This is a genomic window from uncultured Pseudoalteromonas sp., assembly GCF_963922945.1.
GTDB lineage: Bacteria > Pseudomonadota > Gammaproteobacteria > Enterobacterales > Alteromonadaceae > Pseudoalteromonas.
The window spans coordinates 1-17,999 of sequence record NZ_CAWUKC010000077.1; the positions used below are offsets into that span (position 1 = coordinate 1).

General features: G+C 41.1%; 14 protein-coding genes. 12 read left to right on the top strand and 2 right to left on the bottom strand.

The window, feature by feature from the left end; translation table 11 throughout:
• Positions 1–453: 453 nt before the first annotated feature.
• From AABI99_RS14355 to AABI99_RS14385, 7 genes are all read left to right on the top strand, one after another.
• Complete coding sequence (locus tag AABI99_RS14355) at positions 454–2,688, top strand: ABC transporter permease subunit (RefSeq protein WP_338366574.1); 2,235 nt, start codon at positions 454–456, stop codon at positions 2,686–2,688.
• Between the two features lie 15 nt (positions 2,689–2,703).
• A complete protein-coding gene (pstA, locus tag AABI99_RS14360; protein ID WP_338366575.1) occupies positions 2,704–4,353 on the top strand; it encodes a phosphate ABC transporter permease PstA in 1,650 nt (549 codons plus the stop codon).
• A 26-nt stretch (positions 4,354–4,379) separates the two neighbouring features.
• Complete coding sequence (gene pstB, locus AABI99_RS14365) at positions 4,380–5,207, top strand: phosphate ABC transporter ATP-binding protein PstB (protein ID WP_338366576.1); 828 nt, start codon at positions 4,380–4,382, stop codon at positions 5,205–5,207.
• A gap of 45 nt (positions 5,208–5,252) precedes the next feature.
• Entirely contained in the window at positions 5,253–5,954 is a 702-nt protein-coding gene (gene phoU, locus AABI99_RS14370; protein WP_338366577.1) for a phosphate signaling complex protein PhoU, read from the top strand.
• A 150-nt stretch (positions 5,955–6,104) separates the two neighbouring features.
• Positions 6,105–6,782 carry a TIGR00153 family protein gene (locus AABI99_RS14375; protein ID WP_338366578.1) on the top strand — a complete coding sequence of 226 codons (678 nt, stop codon included), beginning with the start codon at positions 6,105–6,107 and terminating at the stop codon, positions 6,780–6,782.
• A gap of 40 nt (positions 6,783–6,822) precedes the next feature.
• Entirely contained in the window at positions 6,823–8,091 is a 1,269-nt protein-coding gene (locus tag AABI99_RS14380) for an inorganic phosphate transporter (protein WP_338366579.1), read from the top strand.
• Positions 8,092–8,173: 82 nt separating this feature from the next.
• Positions 8,174–9,100, top strand: coding sequence for a hydrogen peroxide-inducible genes activator (locus tag AABI99_RS14385; RefSeq protein WP_338366580.1), 927 nt, complete (start codon positions 8,174–8,176; stop codon positions 9,098–9,100).
• 42 nt (positions 9,101–9,142) lie between these two features.
• On the opposite strand, the gene AABI99_RS14390 is transcribed toward AABI99_RS14385, so the two are convergent.
• Both AABI99_RS14390 and AABI99_RS14395 read right to left on the bottom strand, forming a co-directional pair.
• On the bottom strand, positions 9,143–9,355 hold the full coding sequence (locus AABI99_RS14390; protein ID WP_024031438.1) for a hypothetical protein: 213 nt from the start codon (positions 9,353–9,355) through the stop codon (positions 9,143–9,145).
• Between the two features lie 186 nt (positions 9,356–9,541).
• Positions 9,542–12,073, bottom strand: coding sequence for an EAL domain-containing protein (locus AABI99_RS14395; protein WP_338366582.1), 2,532 nt, complete (start codon positions 12,071–12,073; stop codon positions 9,542–9,544).
• A 200-nt stretch (positions 12,074–12,273) separates the two neighbouring features.
• Here AABI99_RS14395 and queA point away from each other — a divergent pair, with 200 nt between their 5' ends.
• The 5 genes from queA (at position 12,274) to secF (ending at position 17,802) form a co-directional block, all read left to right on the top strand.
• A complete protein-coding gene (gene queA / locus AABI99_RS14400; protein WP_338366583.1) occupies positions 12,274–13,305 on the top strand; it encodes a tRNA preQ1(34) S-adenosylmethionine ribosyltransferase-isomerase QueA in 1,032 nt (343 codons plus the stop codon).
• A gap of 175 nt (positions 13,306–13,480) precedes the next feature.
• Positions 13,481–14,605, top strand: a complete 1,125-nt coding sequence (gene tgt, locus AABI99_RS14405; protein ID WP_338366584.1) for a tRNA guanosine(34) transglycosylase Tgt — start codon at positions 13,481–13,483, stop codon at positions 14,603–14,605.
• Between the two features lie 25 nt (positions 14,606–14,630).
• On the top strand, positions 14,631–14,966 hold the full coding sequence (yajC, locus tag AABI99_RS14410; RefSeq protein WP_338366585.1) for a preprotein translocase subunit YajC: 336 nt from the start codon (positions 14,631–14,633) through the stop codon (positions 14,964–14,966).
• A 19-nt stretch (positions 14,967–14,985) separates the two neighbouring features.
• The gene (gene secD / locus AABI99_RS14415; protein ID WP_338366587.1) at positions 14,986–16,845 is read left to right on the top strand and encodes a protein translocase subunit SecD; all 1,860 of its coding nucleotides are present in this window, start codon (positions 14,986–14,988) and stop codon (positions 16,843–16,845) included.
• Positions 16,846–16,854: 9 nt separating this feature from the next.
• Positions 16,855–17,802, top strand: a complete 948-nt coding sequence (secF, locus tag AABI99_RS14420) for a protein translocase subunit SecF (protein WP_338366588.1) — start codon at positions 16,855–16,857, stop codon at positions 17,800–17,802.
• Positions 17,803–17,999 lie beyond the last annotated feature (197 nt).

Here is a 17,999-nt window from a genome sequence, read left to right on the forward strand (position 1 = left end):
CCGCGATTTAATCGCCCCTAGATTGAACAAATTTCAATCCGCAAAGGTCAACACGCCCTAATATAAACTCACGCTGAACTTGTGGTTGATTTTATATCGATTTTTAATTAATTGCTATTGTGCTTTGCCTTTATTTTCCCAGTTTATAAGCTTAATATCTTGTAACTGCGCTGAATGGGTTAAATTATTCGCTAAAGTGCCACTCTAGCTATTTTAATGGAATATTATTTTTTAAAGGTGTTGTCGCAATTATGTGTCTATTTTTTAGGCGGCTTTTCAATGAGAATTAGTGCTTTTATGTAGATAGCGCTAAGCAAAAAAAATGAGGAGAAGCTGTTAATCAATACAAGCGTAAAATTTAAAGTATTGCGGCTGGGATTTATTACATCTGTAACATTACTGTCATCTTGATGAAATATAATTTATACAACGACAGAATTAAAGGGTGTTTTGATGACTTCCAATCCGAATAAGCCGACTTTGAATACGGATCGAAGCCGTCTATTTAAAGACCGGTTTGCAAAGTGGGGTATTTCCGCAGGCGGAGTAATGGTATTAATAGCATTGTTATTAATATTCTTTTACCTTCTTTATGTAGTACAGCCAATTTTTGAATCTGCAAAAGTAGAAAAACGTAACAGTTTTAATGTTGCTAATGCTGAACAAATTGTTGGCTTAGGCGTTGAGGAGCAAACTGAGGTTGCATTTTTACTCTCTCAGCAAGGAGAGGTAGACTTTTATAGTGTGCAAAATGGCAGCTTTGGTAAAAAGCTCGATACATTAAGCGCTAATCTACCTAGCGATGCATCAAGCTTTGCAAACAGTGCGCCGTTTCAGGGGCATTACGCGTTTGGTTTAGAAAATGGCTCAGTGGTTGTTGTTGCACCTAAGTTTTTAGTTACATTTCCTAATAATCAAAGAAAGTTAACACCACGGTTAGATTACCCCCTTGGCGAAATGGCTCTTGAGGTTGATGAGCAAGGTGTCGCTATTAAGCGTTTTGCGTTTAGCCACTATGAAGATAAAACAGCCGTTGTTGCATTAACTGCAGATAAGCGCGTTTTATTCAGCAGTTTTGAGGCTGAAGAAAACATGTTTACCGGTGAAGTGGAATGGGTTGTTGAACGCACTGAGCTAAATATTGAAGGCCGTGTTGATGAGCTTTTAATTTCGCCAGACACCACACGTACGTTTGTGCGCTCTGCCAATCAAATTTATGTTTATGATACACGCTACCCAAGCGAAGTAGAGCAAATTCAGCTGCTCTCGGCTAACGAAGAAAACGCGAACTTAGTGTCTGCGCAACTACTTGCTGGCGCTAACTCGCTGATGCTTGCAAACGATAATGGTGAAGTATCGCAGTGGTTTGAAGTCAATACAGACAGCGGTCGCGAGTATCAAAAAATTCGCTCGTTTGAAACAACGAAACAGAGCAAGCTAAATATTTTTACTGAGTTTTACCGTCGAACTTTCTTCACGACAAGCAGTAACGGTGAGCTAGGTGTGTATTACACCACAAGTGAGGCAAAACTTTGGCAGGGTAAAGTAAGCGAGGGCGAAATTAAAAACTTTGCTATAGCCCCGCGCTCAAATGCTGCCCTTATTTTAGCCGATAACCAGCTAACGGTATTAGATGTTCATAATGAGCACCCAGAGGTTACATGGTCTGCGCTTTGGCAGGAAGTATGGTACGAAGGTTATCCAGAACCTAGCTATATTTGGCAATCTACTTCGGCAAGCGATGATTTCGAATCTAAATTTTCATTAGTTCCAATTTCATTTGGTACGATAAAAGCGGCACTTTATGCCATGCTATTTGCAGTACCTATTGCGCTTTCTGCCGCTATTTACACCGCTTACTTTATGTCAAGCGAGTTACGTAGAGTGGTAAAGCCAACCGTAGAAATTATGGAAGCTCTTCCAACCGTAATATTGGGCTTTTTAGCAGGCCTATGGTTAGCGCCGCTAATAGAAGAGCACTTACCTGCGATTGTTGGTCTTGTGATTTTATTACCGTTGGGTGTATTAGCAACGGCATTAGCTTGGACTAAGCTACCTGCAAATATTCGCTATAAAATTCCTGAAGGGTCACACTCTGTTTTATTAATCCCTGTGGTGTTATTTGTCGGCTGGGCGTCGTTTGCAATGAGTGAAACTGTTGAGCTTTGGATTTTTGACGGCAATGTTCGTCAATACTTAACTAACGAGCTTGGCATGACCTTTGACCAACGTAACTCATTAGTTGTGGGTATTGCGATGGGCTTTGCCGTTATTCCAACTATTTTCTCTATTGCCGAAGATGCCGTATTTAGTGTACCTAAACACCTTTCAAACGGTTCATTAGCGCTAGGCGCTACGCAGTGGCAAACACTTGTACGTGTTGTACTACTTACAGCAAGCCCAGGTATTTTCTCTGCGGTAATGATGGGGCTTGGCCGTGCAGTGGGCGAAACCATGATTGTATTAATGGCTACAGGTAATACGCCAATTATGGATTGGAGTATTTTCCAAGGTATGCGTACCTTAGCAGCAAATATTGCGGTAGAAATGCCTGAATCAGAAGTGGGTAGCTCGCACTATAGAATCTTGTTCTTAGCAGCATTTGTATTATTCATATTCACCTTTGTTTTTAACACCGTTGCTGAGTTTGTTCGCCAGCAGCTGCGTGATAAATACAGCTCAATGTAAGTGGAGAGACACGACATGGTAAAGCAGTGGTTTAAGTCTGGTTCTCCTTGGATTTGGATGACAGGTGGTGCGGTTAGCATCAGCTTAATTTCAGTTCTTGGTTTATTAGTAATGATAGCGTGGAAGGGGCTAAGCTTTTTCTGGCCATCAGAGGTCGTTCAATTTGAGCTAGAAGGGTCTATTTCAAAGCAAACTATTATTGGTGAGGTTTACGATCGTGAGCTCGTACCTACATCGCGCTTAGCCGCCACAGGTATTGATGTTTCTAACTTTAATAAAGACGAAGTTGAGCGTTTACTTATAAAAACAGGTAACCGTGAATATGTTGATTTAGACTTTCGCTGGATATTAGAAACCGATATTACTGAGCAAAGCACTCCGTCTACGCTTGCTGTATTTGAGCGTAGTAAAAATGGTAACTTTTATGGCTACATAGAAGGCGTAATTAAAGATGGAGAGCCAGTTACTGGTGATAAAGTTGAAGCCTTACATGAGTTGGTAGAGCGTGCAGTTGATTTAAACGACGAAGCGCTTGATTTACAAAATGGCGACATCGGGCATATCAACTACGAGTTAGAACGTCTTCGCTTGCAAGAAAAAGCATACTTGCTTGATGATGAACTAACCGATGAGCGTGTTGCTGAGCTTGCCAAGGCACGTGCCGAGTTACGCAACGAATACGCAGTACTTGAAAAAGAGCTATTTGCACTGCGTAATAAAGCGAAGCGTGACCAAGTATTGGTTAAGGATATGCGCGGTGAAGTTGTTACTATTCCACTTTATCAAGTACTTGATGTTTGGCTTCCAAACGAGATGGGCTTTTTCTCAAAATTAGGCCATTACTTTGTACAGCTAGGTAAGTTTGTATCAGACGACCCACGTGAGGCAAACACCGAAGGCGGCGTATTCCCTGCTATATTTGGTACTGTATTTATGGTTATGCTGATGGCCGTTATTGTGACCCCATTTGGTGTTATTGCTGCAATTTACTTACACGAATATGCAGCTAAAAATGCAGTAACTAAGATGATTCGCATTGCGGTAATTAACCTTGCCGGTGTGCCATCTATTGTTTATGGTGTATTTGGTTTAGGCTTTTTTGTCTACATGTTAGGCGGTAGCCTTGACCAACTATTTTACCCAGAAGCCGCGCCAACGCCTGTATTTGGCACGCCAGGTGTTATGTGGTCTGCGCTTACATTAGCTATTCTTACACTACCGGTTGTTATTGTATCAACCGAGGAAGGTTTATCGCGTATTCCTAGTACAGTGCGTGATGGTTCATTAGCGCTTGGTGCAACTAAAGTTGAAACCTTATGGCGTATTATTATCCCTATGGCAAGCCCAGCAATTATGACAGGTTTGATACTTGCTGTTGCTCGAGCGGCCGGCGAGGTTGCGCCGTTAATGTTAGTCGGTGTGGTAAAAATGGCCCCGACGTTACCACTTGATGGCAACTTCCCTTATTTTCACTTAGATAGAAAGTTCATGCACTTAGGCTTTCATATTTATGATGTGGGTTTTCAAAGCCCGAATGTTGAAGCGGCGCGCCCGCTGGTATACGCAACGGCCTTCTTGTTAGTGTCGGTGATTATTACCCTCAACATAACAGCGATAGGCATACGTAACCATTTACGTGAAAAATTCAGATCGCTTGAACACTAATTAGTAAAGAATTATAGGTAACAAACATGATTACAGTCGCTCCACAAGTAAACCAAGCTAATAAAAGCTTGAAGTTAGACTTAGATAACTTAACTGAAGACCAAAAAGCGCTAGAGATCAAAAACCTTGATCTTTACTACGGTGAAAAACAAGCGCTTAGCAAAGTAAATATGAACATTCCAAAAGGTCAGGTAACAGCGTTTATCGGCCCGTCGGGTTGTGGTAAATCAACGCTATTACGTTGTATTAACCGTATGAACGATTTAGTTGATGTGTGTCGTATTGATGGTGAAATATTGCTACATGGTCAAAACATTTACGATAAAAGTGTAGATGTAGCGGCGCTTCGTCGTAACGTGGGTATGGTGTTTCAGCGCCCTAACCCATTTCCTAAATCAATTTATGAAAATGTGGTTTATGGCCTACGCTTACAAGGTATTAAAGAAAAGCGTAAGCTAGATGAAGTGGTAGAGCAGTCACTGCGTGGTGCTGCTTTATGGGATGAAGTAAAAGATCGTTTGCACGATAGTGCATTTGGGCTTTCAGGCGGTCAACAACAGCGTTTAGTCATTGCTCGCTCTATTGCTATTGAGCCAGAAGTACTATTACTTGATGAGCCAACATCGGCACTTGACCCAATTTCTACGTTAGTTATTGAAGAGTTAATCAACGAATTAAAGAACAAATTTACCGTTGTTATTGTGACACATAATATGCAACAAGCAGCGCGTGTATCTGATCAAACAGCCTTTATGTACATGGGTGAGTTGATTGAATACTCAGACACAAATACCTTATTTACAACGCCAAGTAAAAAGAAAACAGAAGATTACATTACAGGCCGTTACGGCTAATCGTACCCTTTTTAGTGTTGTGAACGAATTAAAGAGAAGGTAATTATGGAACATAATTTAAATAAGCATATTTCTGGGCGCTTTAACCAAGAGCTAGAAAATGTACGTAACCATGTACTTAATATGGGTGGCCTTGTTGAGCAGCAGCTAAGTAGTGCTTTAGATGCTGTTAGCGGCAACGATGCCGAACTTGCACAAAAAGTTCGCCAAAACGATTACAAAGTAAATGCGATGGAAGTAAGCATTGATGATGAGTGTACGCGCATCATTGCGCGTCGTCAGCCTGCTGCGAGCGATTTACGATTAGTAATAGCGATTGCTAAAACGATTGCTGATTTAGAGCGTATAGGCGATGAAGCAGAGCGCATTGCTAAAGTAGCTTTAGACTCATTCACAAAAGATCAGCAAGATTTATTAGTGAATATCGAAAACATGGGTCGCCAAGTTTTAAAAATGCTACACGATGTACTCGATGCGTTTGCGCGCATGGATGTACAGCGCGCCTTTGAAGTGCATAAAGAAGACTCAAAAGTTGACCGTGAATATGAGGCTATCACGCGTCAAATTATGACTTACATGATGGAAGACCCACGCTCAATACCTAAAATTATGGATTTAGTATGGTCTGTACGTTCATTAGAGCGTATTGGTGACCGCTGTCAAAATATTGCAGAATACATTATTTATTTTGTTAACGGCAAAGATATTCGTCATACATCTCAAGAAGATATAGAAAAATCGTTATAGGTTTTTATCTATCATTCTTTTTTATTAAAGCGGCTTAGTGCCGCTTTATGCATTATTAGCAGCTGTGAAATAATAAAAAGCGTTCACAATCGCGGCTAATACTGTAAAATTCATGCTGCAAAGCATATCAATTTGATTAAAGGGTCAGTTATGCCTACAAACGCGTTTTTAGGAGTGTTTGCAAAATCTCCTATCAAACCAATGGAAGAACACATCAAGAAGGTTCATCAAGCAAGTAAAGCCTTGATACCTTTTTTTAACCACGTATTTAAAGAAGAGTGGCAACAAGCAGAAGAGCTTCGTTTAACTATTCGTAATTTAGAGCGTGAAGCTGATGATATGAAAAGAAATATACGCTTACAGTTACCGCGTGGCTTATTCATGCCGGTAGAGCGTACAGATCTGCTCGAACTCGTAACTCAACAAGATAAAATAGCAAATAAAGCGAAAGATATTGCAGGGCGCGTAATTGGTCGTGAAATGACAATTCCTACTGCGATGCAAGCGGACTTTTTAGCTTACTTAACACGCTGTGTTGATGCGACTCAACAAGCATCAAAAGCGATCAATGAGTTAGATGAATTATTAGAAACGGGCTTTAAAGGTCGAGAAGTGACCTTAGTAGAAAAAATGCTCGTAGAATTGGATGCTATTGAACAAGACACGGATGATATGCAAATTAAAGTCCGCCGCCAGCTACGTGATGTAGAAAGCGAGCTAAACCCAGTAGATGTAATGTTTTTATATAAAATCATTGAATGGGTTGGCGAGCTTGCAGATATTGCAGAGCGCGTAGGATCACGTCTTGAGCTGATGTTAGCTCGTTAATTTATACAAATCAGTTCAAACGAAAGATTAAGGTTACACAATGGATATCATTGCATCTTACGGCACGGTATTAATTTTAATTGCCGCAGCAGTCGGCTTTTTTATGGCTTATGGTATTGGCGCGAACGACGTTGCTAATGCGATGGGTACTTCGGTAGGTTCAAAAGCGTTAACAATAAAACAAGCAATTATTATTGCTATGATTTTTGAATTTGCTGGTGCTTATTTAGCAGGTGGTGAGGTTACATCAACAATTCGTAAAGGGATTATTGATGCAGCGCCTTTTGCTGCGCTCCCTGATTTAATGGTTTTAGGTATGATCTCTGCGCTTTTTGCAGCGGGTACTTGGCTGTTAATTGCTTCATTTTTAGGTTGGCCTGTTTCAACCACTCACTCAATTATTGGTGCAATCATTGGTTTTGCATTGGTAGCAGTGGGTTCAGAGGCTATTCAGTGGAGTAAAGTCGGTGGTATTGTCGGTAGCTGGATTATTACACCTGCTATTTCGGGCTTTATTGCTTATCTAATATTTATGAGTGCGCAAAAGCTAATTTTTGATACTGATGCACCGCTTAAAAATGCAAAACGCTTCGTACCTTTGTACATGGGTTTAGCAGGCTTTATTATGGCGTTAGTAACCATTAAAAAAGGCTTAAAGCATATAGGTATTAACCTAGGCGCTACTGAAGGCTATTTAATTGCGATCGCGATTGCTGTGATTGTAGCGATTATTGGTAAAATTGCGATTTCACGTTTAAATATCGACCCTAAGGCCGATAAACAAATGCAATTTAATAACGTAGAAAAAGTATTTGCGGTATTAATGGTATTAACTGCATGTTGTATGGCGTTTGCGCATGGCTCTAACGATGTAGCAAATGCAATTGGTCCACTTGCTGCGGTTGTAAACATTGTTGAAAACAACGGTGAAATCGCTAAAAAAGCAGCGATTGCATGGTGGATTTTACCACTAGGCGGCTTTGGTATAGTTGTTGGTCTTGCGGTGTTAGGTAAAAAGGTAATTAAAACCATAGGTGAAGGTATTACTCATTTAACGCCGAGTCGTGGTTTTGCTGCTGAACTAGCCGCTGCGTCTACTGTTGTTATTGCATCAGGTACGGGTATGCCAATCTCTACTACACAAACCTTAGTGGGGGCGGTATTAGGTGTAGGTATGGCGCGTGGTATTGCTGCACTTAACGTGGGTGTTATCAGAAACATTGTAGTTTCTTGGGTAATTACGTTGCCAGTTGGCGCTGCCCTTGCTATTGTTATTTTCTACGTACTAAGAACCGCGTTTGGGGTTTAACAAAAAAGTACTCAAAGACTTTTAGCTTGAAAAGATCTCAACGCCCTAGGTGTTGGGGTCTTTTTATTTGTGGAAAGAAAAAATGACCAACCTACCAAGTATTAAACAGCTACAGTATTTATTAGCTGTACATCAGCACCAGCATTTTGGCCGTGCAGCAAGTGCATGCTTTATTGGGCAATCTACTTTAAGCAGTGCAATTCAAAACCTTGAAGAAACGCTGGGTTGTCAGTTAATAGAGCGTGAAAATCGCAGTCTTATGTTTACCAGTATTGGTGAAGAGGTCGTTGAGCGCTCTCGTAAAATTATTAACGATACAATTAGTTTAAAAGAGCTGACAAAAAGCTTTTTAACGCCACTTAGCGGTAAGTTAGTAGTAGGCGTTATACCTACTATCGCAAGCTTCATAGCGGCGCCTTTGTATCACTTTTGTAAGCAAACGTTTTGTGATTTAGAGTTGGTACTCGTTGAAGATACCAGCGATAAGTTATTAGATAAGCTTGAACACGGCCATATTGATTTAGCCTTATTAGCCTTGCCGTATCAAACAGAGAAGTTTCATACGCAAGTATTGGCTAAAGATCACTTTAGTTTAGTGCACCACAAAGATTACAGCCCAGCCAAAGGCGTTGAAGACTTTAACTTACTACCCGATGCGAGTGTATTTTTATTAGAGCGAGAGCATTGTATGACGGGGCATGCATTGAGTGCGTGTCACTTAAACCGTTCTAGCTGTATTAATCCGTTTGAAGCTGCCAGCTTACACACTTTATTGAGCATGGTAGAGCATCAGCTAGGGGTTACATTTTTACCGCAAATGGCGATTAACGCGGGCATTCTTAAAGATAAAAATATGATAGCAACGCCATCGCAAGGCGATGCATATAGAGATATAGGCATTTTGTGGCGTAAAACCACAGGAAGAATTCGCGACTTTAAATTATTCAGCCAGCAGCTGGAAGTGTTTTTGGCTCGCCAATGCAGCTTAGACTTTGAGGGAGAGCCCTAGTTACTTTTAAAAGTAAACTGTAGCAATAAACATAACAGCAGCCTATAAGGGCTGCTGTTTACTATGTGTTTGGCTTTCAAAAGGTTCAAGCTCGGGTAGAAAAAGTAAATAAATCCACACTACTACATTAAAATACGGGAGTAGGCCTAAAGTAGCAAATACGCCTACTGGGTAGCCCTTTAGCTGCGCGTACCGATAGCACTGATACGCAATTACACAATGTATTACGAGAAGTAAAATGATCAACTGCGCCATACCTTCCTCCTTAAACCTGACAAGCTTAAACTGTATTTAATTGCTAGTCACGTATGCTTATAGGTAATGTCATGTTTTTATTGTTAAATCATCAAAATAACATGACATTTACTAAGTGGTACGTAAAGTATAGGCAATAAGCGCAATAATGATAGTAATAAAATGCTTAAAACTGTTTAAATATGTTTAGTTGGCGCTAGTGTGTTGTTGGGTAAAAGGTTTCTTTTGATAAATTATTTTAAGCGTCGATTGTACTTTTTCTACAGGGACGGGTCGGGCAATAAAATAGCCTTGTCCGTAGTCAACACCAATTTTTTTCAGGGCAAAAAATATCTCTTCGCTCTCTACGTATTCAGCTACTGAGCGCTTATCAAGAGAGCGGCTTATATCGTTAATAGCCTTAACGAGTGCTAAGTCGATTGGGTCGTTAATCATGTCGCGTACAAACGAGCCGTCTATTTTAACATGCTGTGCAGGTAACTGTTTTAAATAGTTAAATGTGCTAAAGCCTGTACCAAAGTCATCAATAGAAAAATGACAGCCTAAACTGTTTAGCTTTTCTATCATTTTACGGGTAGCTTTTAAGTTGTTGACTGAGGCCGACTCGGTAATTTCAAAAATAATACGCGAAGGCGGTACGTGGTATTTTTCTAGGCTCGATTCTATATGTGGCAGTAAGCGCTCATCTAAAAACGATTGAGCAGAAAGGTTAATAGCCACTTGATTTAAATCAGGGTGTTCAGCAACGCTCGCAATAGCATTACGAATAACACATTGGTCCATCAAAAAAGTGTCGTTTAATAGCTCAAGGGAGGGAATAAATTGATTAGGAAAAATAAGCTTATCGTCTATTTTAAGACGAAGCAACGCTTCAAAATAAGCCACTTTATTGGCCTTAAAGTCCCATATCGGCTGATAGTGTAGTTCCACGTTGTCTTGTTGAAGCGCCTGTCGGATCTCATGCCCCCACTCAAGCCCAGTTTGTAATGTGTTATTTTGGGCATCCTCTTTTGAGTAGCAGTGCACTAAATTGCGGCCTAAGCTTTTGGCAATATATAAGGCTATATCGGCTTGTTTTAAGCACTCACTGGGGTCGCAATTTTTAGCCGTTATTTGCGTTAAGCCAATGGAGCAACTAATTGAATATACTTGGTCTTCAGATTTAAACTCGTGTTGTTCAATCGCGCTACAAATACTCTCTGCAATCAGATGCGCGTCGAGCAACTGCGTATTTTTTAAAATAACTGCAAATTCGTCACCGCCTATTCTACAAACTAAATGTTTAGCGCTAATGTTCGCTTCAAATAATTGGGCAACATCTTTTAGTACTATATCGCCTTGTTGATGGCCTTTACTATCGTTAATTATTTTAAAATGATCTAAATCGATATAAATAAGTGCGTGTTCAACATCGCCATAAGTGTGTTTAGTTTGGCATATTCTATTGAGTTGTTGATCAAAGTAATAACGATTATGTAAGCCTGTGAGCGTATCATGCAGGGCTAAGTGTCGCAGCTTCAACTCTGCTTGCTTTCGTTCGTGTATATTATCGATTGTGGCAGTAATAGTGGCTGTATTATGGCTGTTGTCTATTAACTGTAACCGGCACTCAACCCATACTTGGTTACCACTTTTATGATTGAGTTGGATCTCTACCTGTTGTTTGTGGGCACCGCCATTAAGTATGTCGTTAATAGTTGTATTTAACTTTAATTGGCATTCATTAGAACAATAATCGATCAATGATGTTTGCAACGACGACTTAACGCCATAGCCACTTAGTGTCTCCCAAGCTGGATTTATAAAGCGTATTTTACCTTGCTGGTCGAGCTCTAAAACTACCGTATTTAAATGCAATAAAATACGCTGGTGCGCCGAAAAAAGCTCTTTGTAGCGTACTTCGCTAATACTTAGCTGTTCTACTTTTTGAGCAAACTCAGCGTAGCTCACCATAAAATCTTCACGGCGCGCAGCATGGTCACACACTTTGTTTAAAAACGATGGGTCGTATGGCGGTCTTATAAAGTCGGTCACACCTGACAAAAGCAACTGCTCTGCATAGTCGGCATCGTTATTATCAATAATAGTTACGATGGCCTGCTTAGGATTATGTTGCAGTATTTTTTCCACTAAAACGCTTGAGGAATCAGCTCGAGACGCAGTCGCATCAAGCAGTACAATAGCAAATTGCTGTTGATTATAGGCGTTTAGGGCACTTTGACAGGAGGTGACATGGGTAATAGCAAAATTGAGCTTAAGCTGCTCTGAGATTTCATCGGCTTTTTGCGTAATAGGCTCAAGCAAGAGTAAATTAAGGCGACTACTTTTTTCTAAGTGAGTAGAGAGTACATTAGCAAGTACTTGCGGCAACATATCCTGATGCTCAAAGGGGAGTACTGCATCGATGCCATAACTGCGAGCGGTGGTTTCTGCTATACGCTCACAGTAGATTGGCGGAATAAGTAAAATAGGGGTATTTTTAGGTGTTTTAAGTAAGCCTGAGCGAATCATACGAGAAAAGCGCCATCCGTCTATTTTTCCAACGCTCAAGCCAGTAATAATCATATTTACTGGCTGCTTTTTTAACAGGGTGAGTGCCTCTTGGCTATCTGCTGTTTCAATGAATTCAAATACGTTTAAGTATTCTAAAGTGGCGCGTATAGTTCGGCGTTCTTCGCTACTTGCGTTTAGAATGAGCAATTTCAGCTTATCTGCCACTTTTTATAACCCCATAACTAAACCATTATTATCAAAGGCAGTAAGAATAATGATATTTACTAATAAGAACAAGATTATTTAAAGTAGTTACTCAAATGTATCTAAAATAGGGTGAATCCTCTCAACTGTGGCAGATATCTTGAGCTTAACAAAGGATAGATATACACTTGGCGCGATTTTAATGATGTGGAATACCGATTATGCGCGTGGCTGACTTTAGCTTTGACTTACCTGATGAATTAATTGCTCGTTTTCCTAAACAAGACAGAACCAGCAGCCGTTTACTAACCCTAGATGGCTCAACTGGCAACGTTGAACACAAAGTGTTTAGCGATATTCTTGATTTAGTAAACGAAGGTGACTTATTGGTATTTAATAATACCCGCGTTATTCCTGCACGAATGTTTGGTCAAAAAGCATCAGGCGGAAAAGTTGAAGTGCTTGTAGAGCGTGTGGTTGATGAGCACCGAGTACTTGCTCATGTAAGAGCAAGTAAGTCGTTAAAGCCTGGTAACGAAGTTATTTTAGAAGGCAAAGCAAAAGCAACCATGGTTGCGCGTCACGATACATTATTTGAGCTTGAATTTGATCGCAGCCAAAATGTACTCGATATACTAAACGAAATCGGCCACATGCCACTGCCTCCCTATATTGACCGCCCAGATACCGAAGCTGATCGCGAGCGTTATCAAACAGTATATGGCGAAAAGCCCGGTGCTGTAGCAGCGCCTACGGCAGGGCTGCATTTTGATGATAAGCTAATGGCCGCATTAAAACAAAAAGGCGTAAACATGGCCTTTGTTACGCTACATGTTGGCGCAGGTACGTTTCAGCCGGTGCGTGTAGAAAGCGTAGATGAGCATGTAATGCACTCAGAATACATTGAGGTGCCTGATGACGTGGTACAGGCTGTTGCACAAACTAAGGCAAATGGCGGGCGTGTAATTGCAGTGGGGACAACTTCAGTGCGTTCGCTAGAGTCGGCAGCAAAAATACATGGCGGTAAATTAAATAGCTATTTTGGGGATACCGATATTTTTATTTTTCCGGGTTATCAGTTTAATGTAGTCGATGCCATGGTGACTAATTTTCACTTGCCTGAATCAACCCTCATTATGCTAGTAAGTGCCTTTAGCGGCCAAGATAACATTATGGGCGCGTACAACATCGCTATTGAACAAAAGTATCGCTTTTTTAGCTATGGTGATGCGATGTTTTTAACGCGTAAATAAACACCTTTATAATCGGTACACTTATTAAAAACCCAGCGCACACGCTGGGTTTTTATTTGCCTGTGCTAATACGTAGTGAATTTAGCGCAGCTAATAGTAATAGCGGGGCAAAAAGGGTAGAATCGAGCGGTTAAATTATAGCTTGTTGGACTGTTTTTCCGACATTGAGGATGATATGAAATTTGAATTAGACCGCACCGACGGAAAAGCGCGCCGCGGCCGCTTGATTTTTGACCGTGGTGTAATAGAAACGCCTGCATTTATGCCAGTTGGTACTTACGGTACTGTTAAGGGCATGACCCCAGATGAAGTTAAAGCCACAGGTGCGCAAATTTGTTTGGGTAACACCTTTCATTTAATGTTACGCCCAGGCACAGAAATCATTAAACAACATGGTGATTTACACGACTTTATGAATTGGGATTTTCCAATTCTAACTGACTCGGGTGGTTTCCAAGTATTTAGCCTTGGCGCTATGCGTAAAATTACCGAAGAAGGCGTGTTGTTCCAATCGCCGGTAAATGGTGACCAAATTATGATGTCGCCTGAAAAATCAATGGAAGTACAGCGTGATTTAGGCTCAGACATCGTGATGATTTTTGACGAATGTACGCCATACCCTGCCACCGAAAAAGAAGCAAAAGACTCAATGGAGCTATCGCTTCGTTGGGCTAAACGCTCTAAAGAAGGGCACGGTGATAACCCATCTGCTTTATTTGGTATTATTCAAGGCGGTATGTACCCTGAATTACGCGCACAATCACAAAAAGGCTTAGAAGAGATAGGCTTTGATGGTTACGCACTCGGTGGTTTATCGGTTGGCGAGCCTAAAGACGAAATGATGAATATTCTTGATCATTGTGCGTATAAAATGCCAGCGGACAAACCGCGTTACTTAATGGGCGTAGGTAAACCAGAAGACTTAGTTGAGTCTGTTCGCCGTGGTATTGATATGTTTGACTGTGTTATGCCAACGCGTAATGCACGCAATGGTCATTTATTCATTACCACAGGCACAATTAAAATTCGCAACGCAGTACATAAAACAGACACAGGCCCGCTTGATCCTGAGTGTGATTGCCATACCTGTAAAAACTACTCACGTGCTTATTTGCACCACCTTGATAAATGTAACGAAATTTTAGGTGCGCGACTAAACACAATCCATAACTTGCGTTACTATCAGCGTGTTATGGAAGGCCTACGCAATGCAATTAGCGAAGGTAAACTAGAAGAATTTGTTAGTGATTTTTATGCTCGCCGTGGCCAAGACGTGCCAGAGCTTGCAGATATAAATTAAAATTTAAAAATATAGAGGAAGTATTATGAGTTTATTTATTTCAAACGCACACGCCGCTGCTGGTCAACCTGCTGCAGGTGGTGGTTGGGAAATGCTAATTATGTTAGCAATTTTCGGTTTAGTTTTTTACTTTTTAATTTACCGCCCACAAGCTAAGCGTGTTAAAGAGCATAAAAGCCTGATGAGCGCGATGGCTAAAGGCGATGAAGTTCTTACACAAGGCGGCTTAGTAGGTAAAATCGTAAAAATTGCTGAAGATAAAGATTTCATCGTAATTTCTTTAAACGAGCAAGCTGAAGTAACAGTACAAAAAGCATCTGTATCTGCTGTATTGCCTAAAGGCACAATGAAGTCATTATAAAAACAAAAAGGACACGCCCGTGTTAAACAAGTTTCCACTTTGGAAGTATTTACTTGTTTTAGCTGTGGTAGCCATTGGTCTTTTATATGCATCTCCAAACTTGTATGGCCGTGATCCGGCAATACAAGTTTCGGGGGCAAAAGGCGCAGATGTCGATCTCAGTGTAGTAGACAAAGTAAACGCAACCCTAAAACAACATAACGTAACTGCTAAGTCTACCGTGCTTGAAGGCGGCCAAGTATTAGTACGTTTTAAAAATGTTGAAGAACAACTAAAAGCGCAGGATTTACTGCGTAATTCTCTTAGCGACGATTATATCTCTGCTATTAATATGGCACCCGCGCAACCTGCATGGTTAAAGTCATTGGGTGGTAATCCGATGAAGCTAGGTCTTGATTTAAGTGGTGGTGTTCACTTTACCATGGAAATCGACATGGCAACCGCGGTAGACAATCAGCTAGAGCAAATGGAACAAGATTTTCGTAGCGATTTACGCGAAGAAAAGCTTCGTTACCGAAGTGTTCGCCGTGTAGCGGGATCTGAACGTATGCGTGTAGAAATGCGTACCGAAGAAGACAAAGACGCCGCTGAACGCTTTTTATCATCACGCTACCCGCTAAACGTATACATAGATGATAGCAGTAACGACCGCGCATTTTTTGCTACTATGAGTGAGCAAAAACTCAAAGAAATACGTGACTACGCTATTAAGCAAAACGAAACCATTATTCGTAATCGTATTAACCAAATAGGTGTTGCAGAGCCTAATGTACAGCGCCAAGGTGCTGAGCGCATTATTGTGCAATTACCAGGTGTACAAGATACAGCACGCGCCAAAGAAATTTTAGGTGCAACGGCCACGCTTGAATTTCGTGAAGTAGATGAAAACGCGGACCCAAGTGCGGCTGCTCAAGGGCGCATACCTGCGGGCACAGAAATGATCATGAGCCGCGACGGTTACCCTGTAGTACTTAAAAAACGCATTATCCTTGAAGGAAGCCATATTACTGGTGCGCAATCAGGAAATGACGAATACCAACGCCCTCAAGTAAGTATTACGCTTGATAGCAAAGGTGGAGCTAAAATGAATGCCTTCACCAAGCGTGCTATTGGTAAACGCATGGCTACAGTATTTATTGAATACAAGCCTTCGGGTAAAACAGACGCTAACGGAAAAGCACTTCCACCTATTAAAGTAGAGGAAGTGATTAACGTTGCAACCATTCAAGCTCGTCTTGATCGCTCATTCCGCATTACAGGTATTGATAATCCAGCCGAAGCCCATAACTTGAGCTTATTATTACGCGCCGGTGCACTTGTTGCACCTATTCAAATTGTTGAAGAGCGCACCGTAGGTCCAAGCCTAGGCCAAGAAAACATTGAAGCCGGTATGACTGCTGTCGCCCTAGGCTTTGTGTTTGTACTTGCCTTTATGCTTATTTACTACAAAGGGTTTGGTTTAGTTGCCAATGTTGCACTGGCCGCTAACTTAGTGCTGATTGTAGGTGTAATGTCGCTAATTCCAGGTGCCACATTAACGCTACCAGGTATTGCAGGTATTGTATTGACCGTAGGTATGGCGGTGGATGCTAACGTTCTTATTTTTGAGCGAATTCGTGAAGAGCTGGCCGATGGCCGCAGCCCTCAACAAGCCGTTCATTTTGGTTACGATAGCGCCTTTAGTACTATTTTTGATGCCAATATTACCACTTTAATTGCTGCGGTGATTTTATTTGCAGTGGGCACTGGTCCTATTGCTGGTTTTGCCGTAACGCTGGCAATTGGTATTTTAACTTCAATGTTTACAGCCATAGTTGGTACCCGCGCGGTAATCAACTTATTTATTGGCGGTAAGCGAATTGATAAATTGTCAATTTAAGGAGCGAACATGCAAATTTTAAGTTTGGGTGGTAAAACCCTACGTTTCATGTCACTTCGTAAAGTGGCAATGGGTTTTTCTACGCTATTAATTTTAGCGTCGTTTGCCTCTATTTTTATCAAAGGTTTAAACTTTGGTTTAGATTTTACCGGGGGAACCGCGGTAGAAGTTGGTTTTTCGCAACCTGCAGATTTGAAAAAAGTACGCTCAGTATTAGCTGAAAACGGTTTTGCTGATGCCTCAGTGCAGCTGTTTGGTTCTAGCCAAGATATTTTGGTTCGCTTAGCGCCGCGCGGTAGCGAAGTAAAAGCCGAAGTTATTGGTAACCAAGTTATTACAGCCTTAAAGCAAGCTGATGAAAGTGTAGTAATGCGCCGTATTGAGTTTGTTGGCCCAAGCGTAGGGGAAGACTTAAAAGAGCAGGGTGGCCTTGCCATGTTAACTGCGCTTATTTGTATTTTGATTTACGTGGCATTTCGCTTTGAATGGCGCTTTGCTGTGGGCGCGGTAGGCGCACTACTTCACGATGTAATTATTACAGTGGGTTTGTTTTCTGTATTAGGGTTAGAGTTTGATTTAACTATTTTAGCGGCCATATTGGCGGTAATTGGTTACTCACTTAACGATACTATTGTGGTATCTGACCGTATTCGTGAAAACTTCCGTAAAGTACGCATCGATGACACGATTGAAATTATCGACATCTCGTTAACGCAAACACTTAACCGTACACTTGTAACGTCAATCACCACTATTTTGGTATTGATTGCACTATTTGTGTGGGGCGGGCAAACCATTCACGGCTTTGCTACTGCCCTTTTATTTGGTGTGTTTATTGGTACTTATTCTTCAGTTTACGTTGCAAGCTCGGTAGCTATTACCATGGGTGTAAGTAAAGAAGATTTAATACCAGAGGTCATCGAAAAAGAAGGCGCAGATCTAGACGCATTGCCGTAATAGAGTTAACGCTAAATAAAACCGCTCAATTGAGCGGTTTTTTATTGCGCGCTGTTTTTTATCGCGAAGTGGCCTTTAAGATTAAACATACATATTTTTTAGACTGAACTTAAAGCTATTAGCAGCGGGCAAAGCCTAAAGCCAGTTATATAATTAAGCCATTACAATAACGTATGAGTAGTTAACAGTATATTAGG

What these genes read in the sequence shown, in the direction of transcription:
- AABI99_RS14390 (WP_024031438.1), bottom strand. Translation starts at nt 9,355, where the DNA reads ATGGCGCAGTTGATCATTTTACTTCTCGTAATACATTGTGTAATTGCG.
- AABI99_RS14355 (WP_338366574.1), top strand. Translation starts at nt 454, where the DNA reads ATGACTTCCAATCCGAATAAGCCGACTTTGAATACGGATCGAAGCCGT.
- AABI99_RS14385 (WP_338366580.1), top strand. Translation starts at nt 8,174, where the DNA reads ATGACCAACCTACCAAGTATTAAACAGCTACAGTATTTATTAGCTGTA.
- tgt (WP_338366584.1), top strand. Translation starts at nt 13,481, where the DNA reads ATGAAATTTGAATTAGACCGCACCGACGGAAAAGCGCGCCGCGGCCGC.
- AABI99_RS14380 (WP_338366579.1), top strand. Translation starts at nt 6,823, where the DNA reads ATGGATATCATTGCATCTTACGGCACGGTATTAATTTTAATTGCCGCA.
- yajC (WP_338366585.1), top strand. Translation starts at nt 14,631, where the DNA reads ATGAGTTTATTTATTTCAAACGCACACGCCGCTGCTGGTCAACCTGCT.
- AABI99_RS14375 (WP_338366578.1), top strand. Translation starts at nt 6,105, where the DNA reads ATGCCTACAAACGCGTTTTTAGGAGTGTTTGCAAAATCTCCTATCAAA.
- secF (WP_338366588.1), top strand. Translation starts at nt 16,855, where the DNA reads ATGCAAATTTTAAGTTTGGGTGGTAAAACCCTACGTTTCATGTCACTT.
- phoU (WP_338366577.1), top strand. Translation starts at nt 5,253, where the DNA reads ATGGAACATAATTTAAATAAGCATATTTCTGGGCGCTTTAACCAAGAG.
- queA (WP_338366583.1), top strand. Translation starts at nt 12,274, where the DNA reads ATGCGCGTGGCTGACTTTAGCTTTGACTTACCTGATGAATTAATTGCT.
- pstA (WP_338366575.1), top strand. Translation starts at nt 2,704, where the DNA reads ATGGTAAAGCAGTGGTTTAAGTCTGGTTCTCCTTGGATTTGGATGACA.
- pstB (WP_338366576.1), top strand. Translation starts at nt 4,380, where the DNA reads ATGATTACAGTCGCTCCACAAGTAAACCAAGCTAATAAAAGCTTGAAG.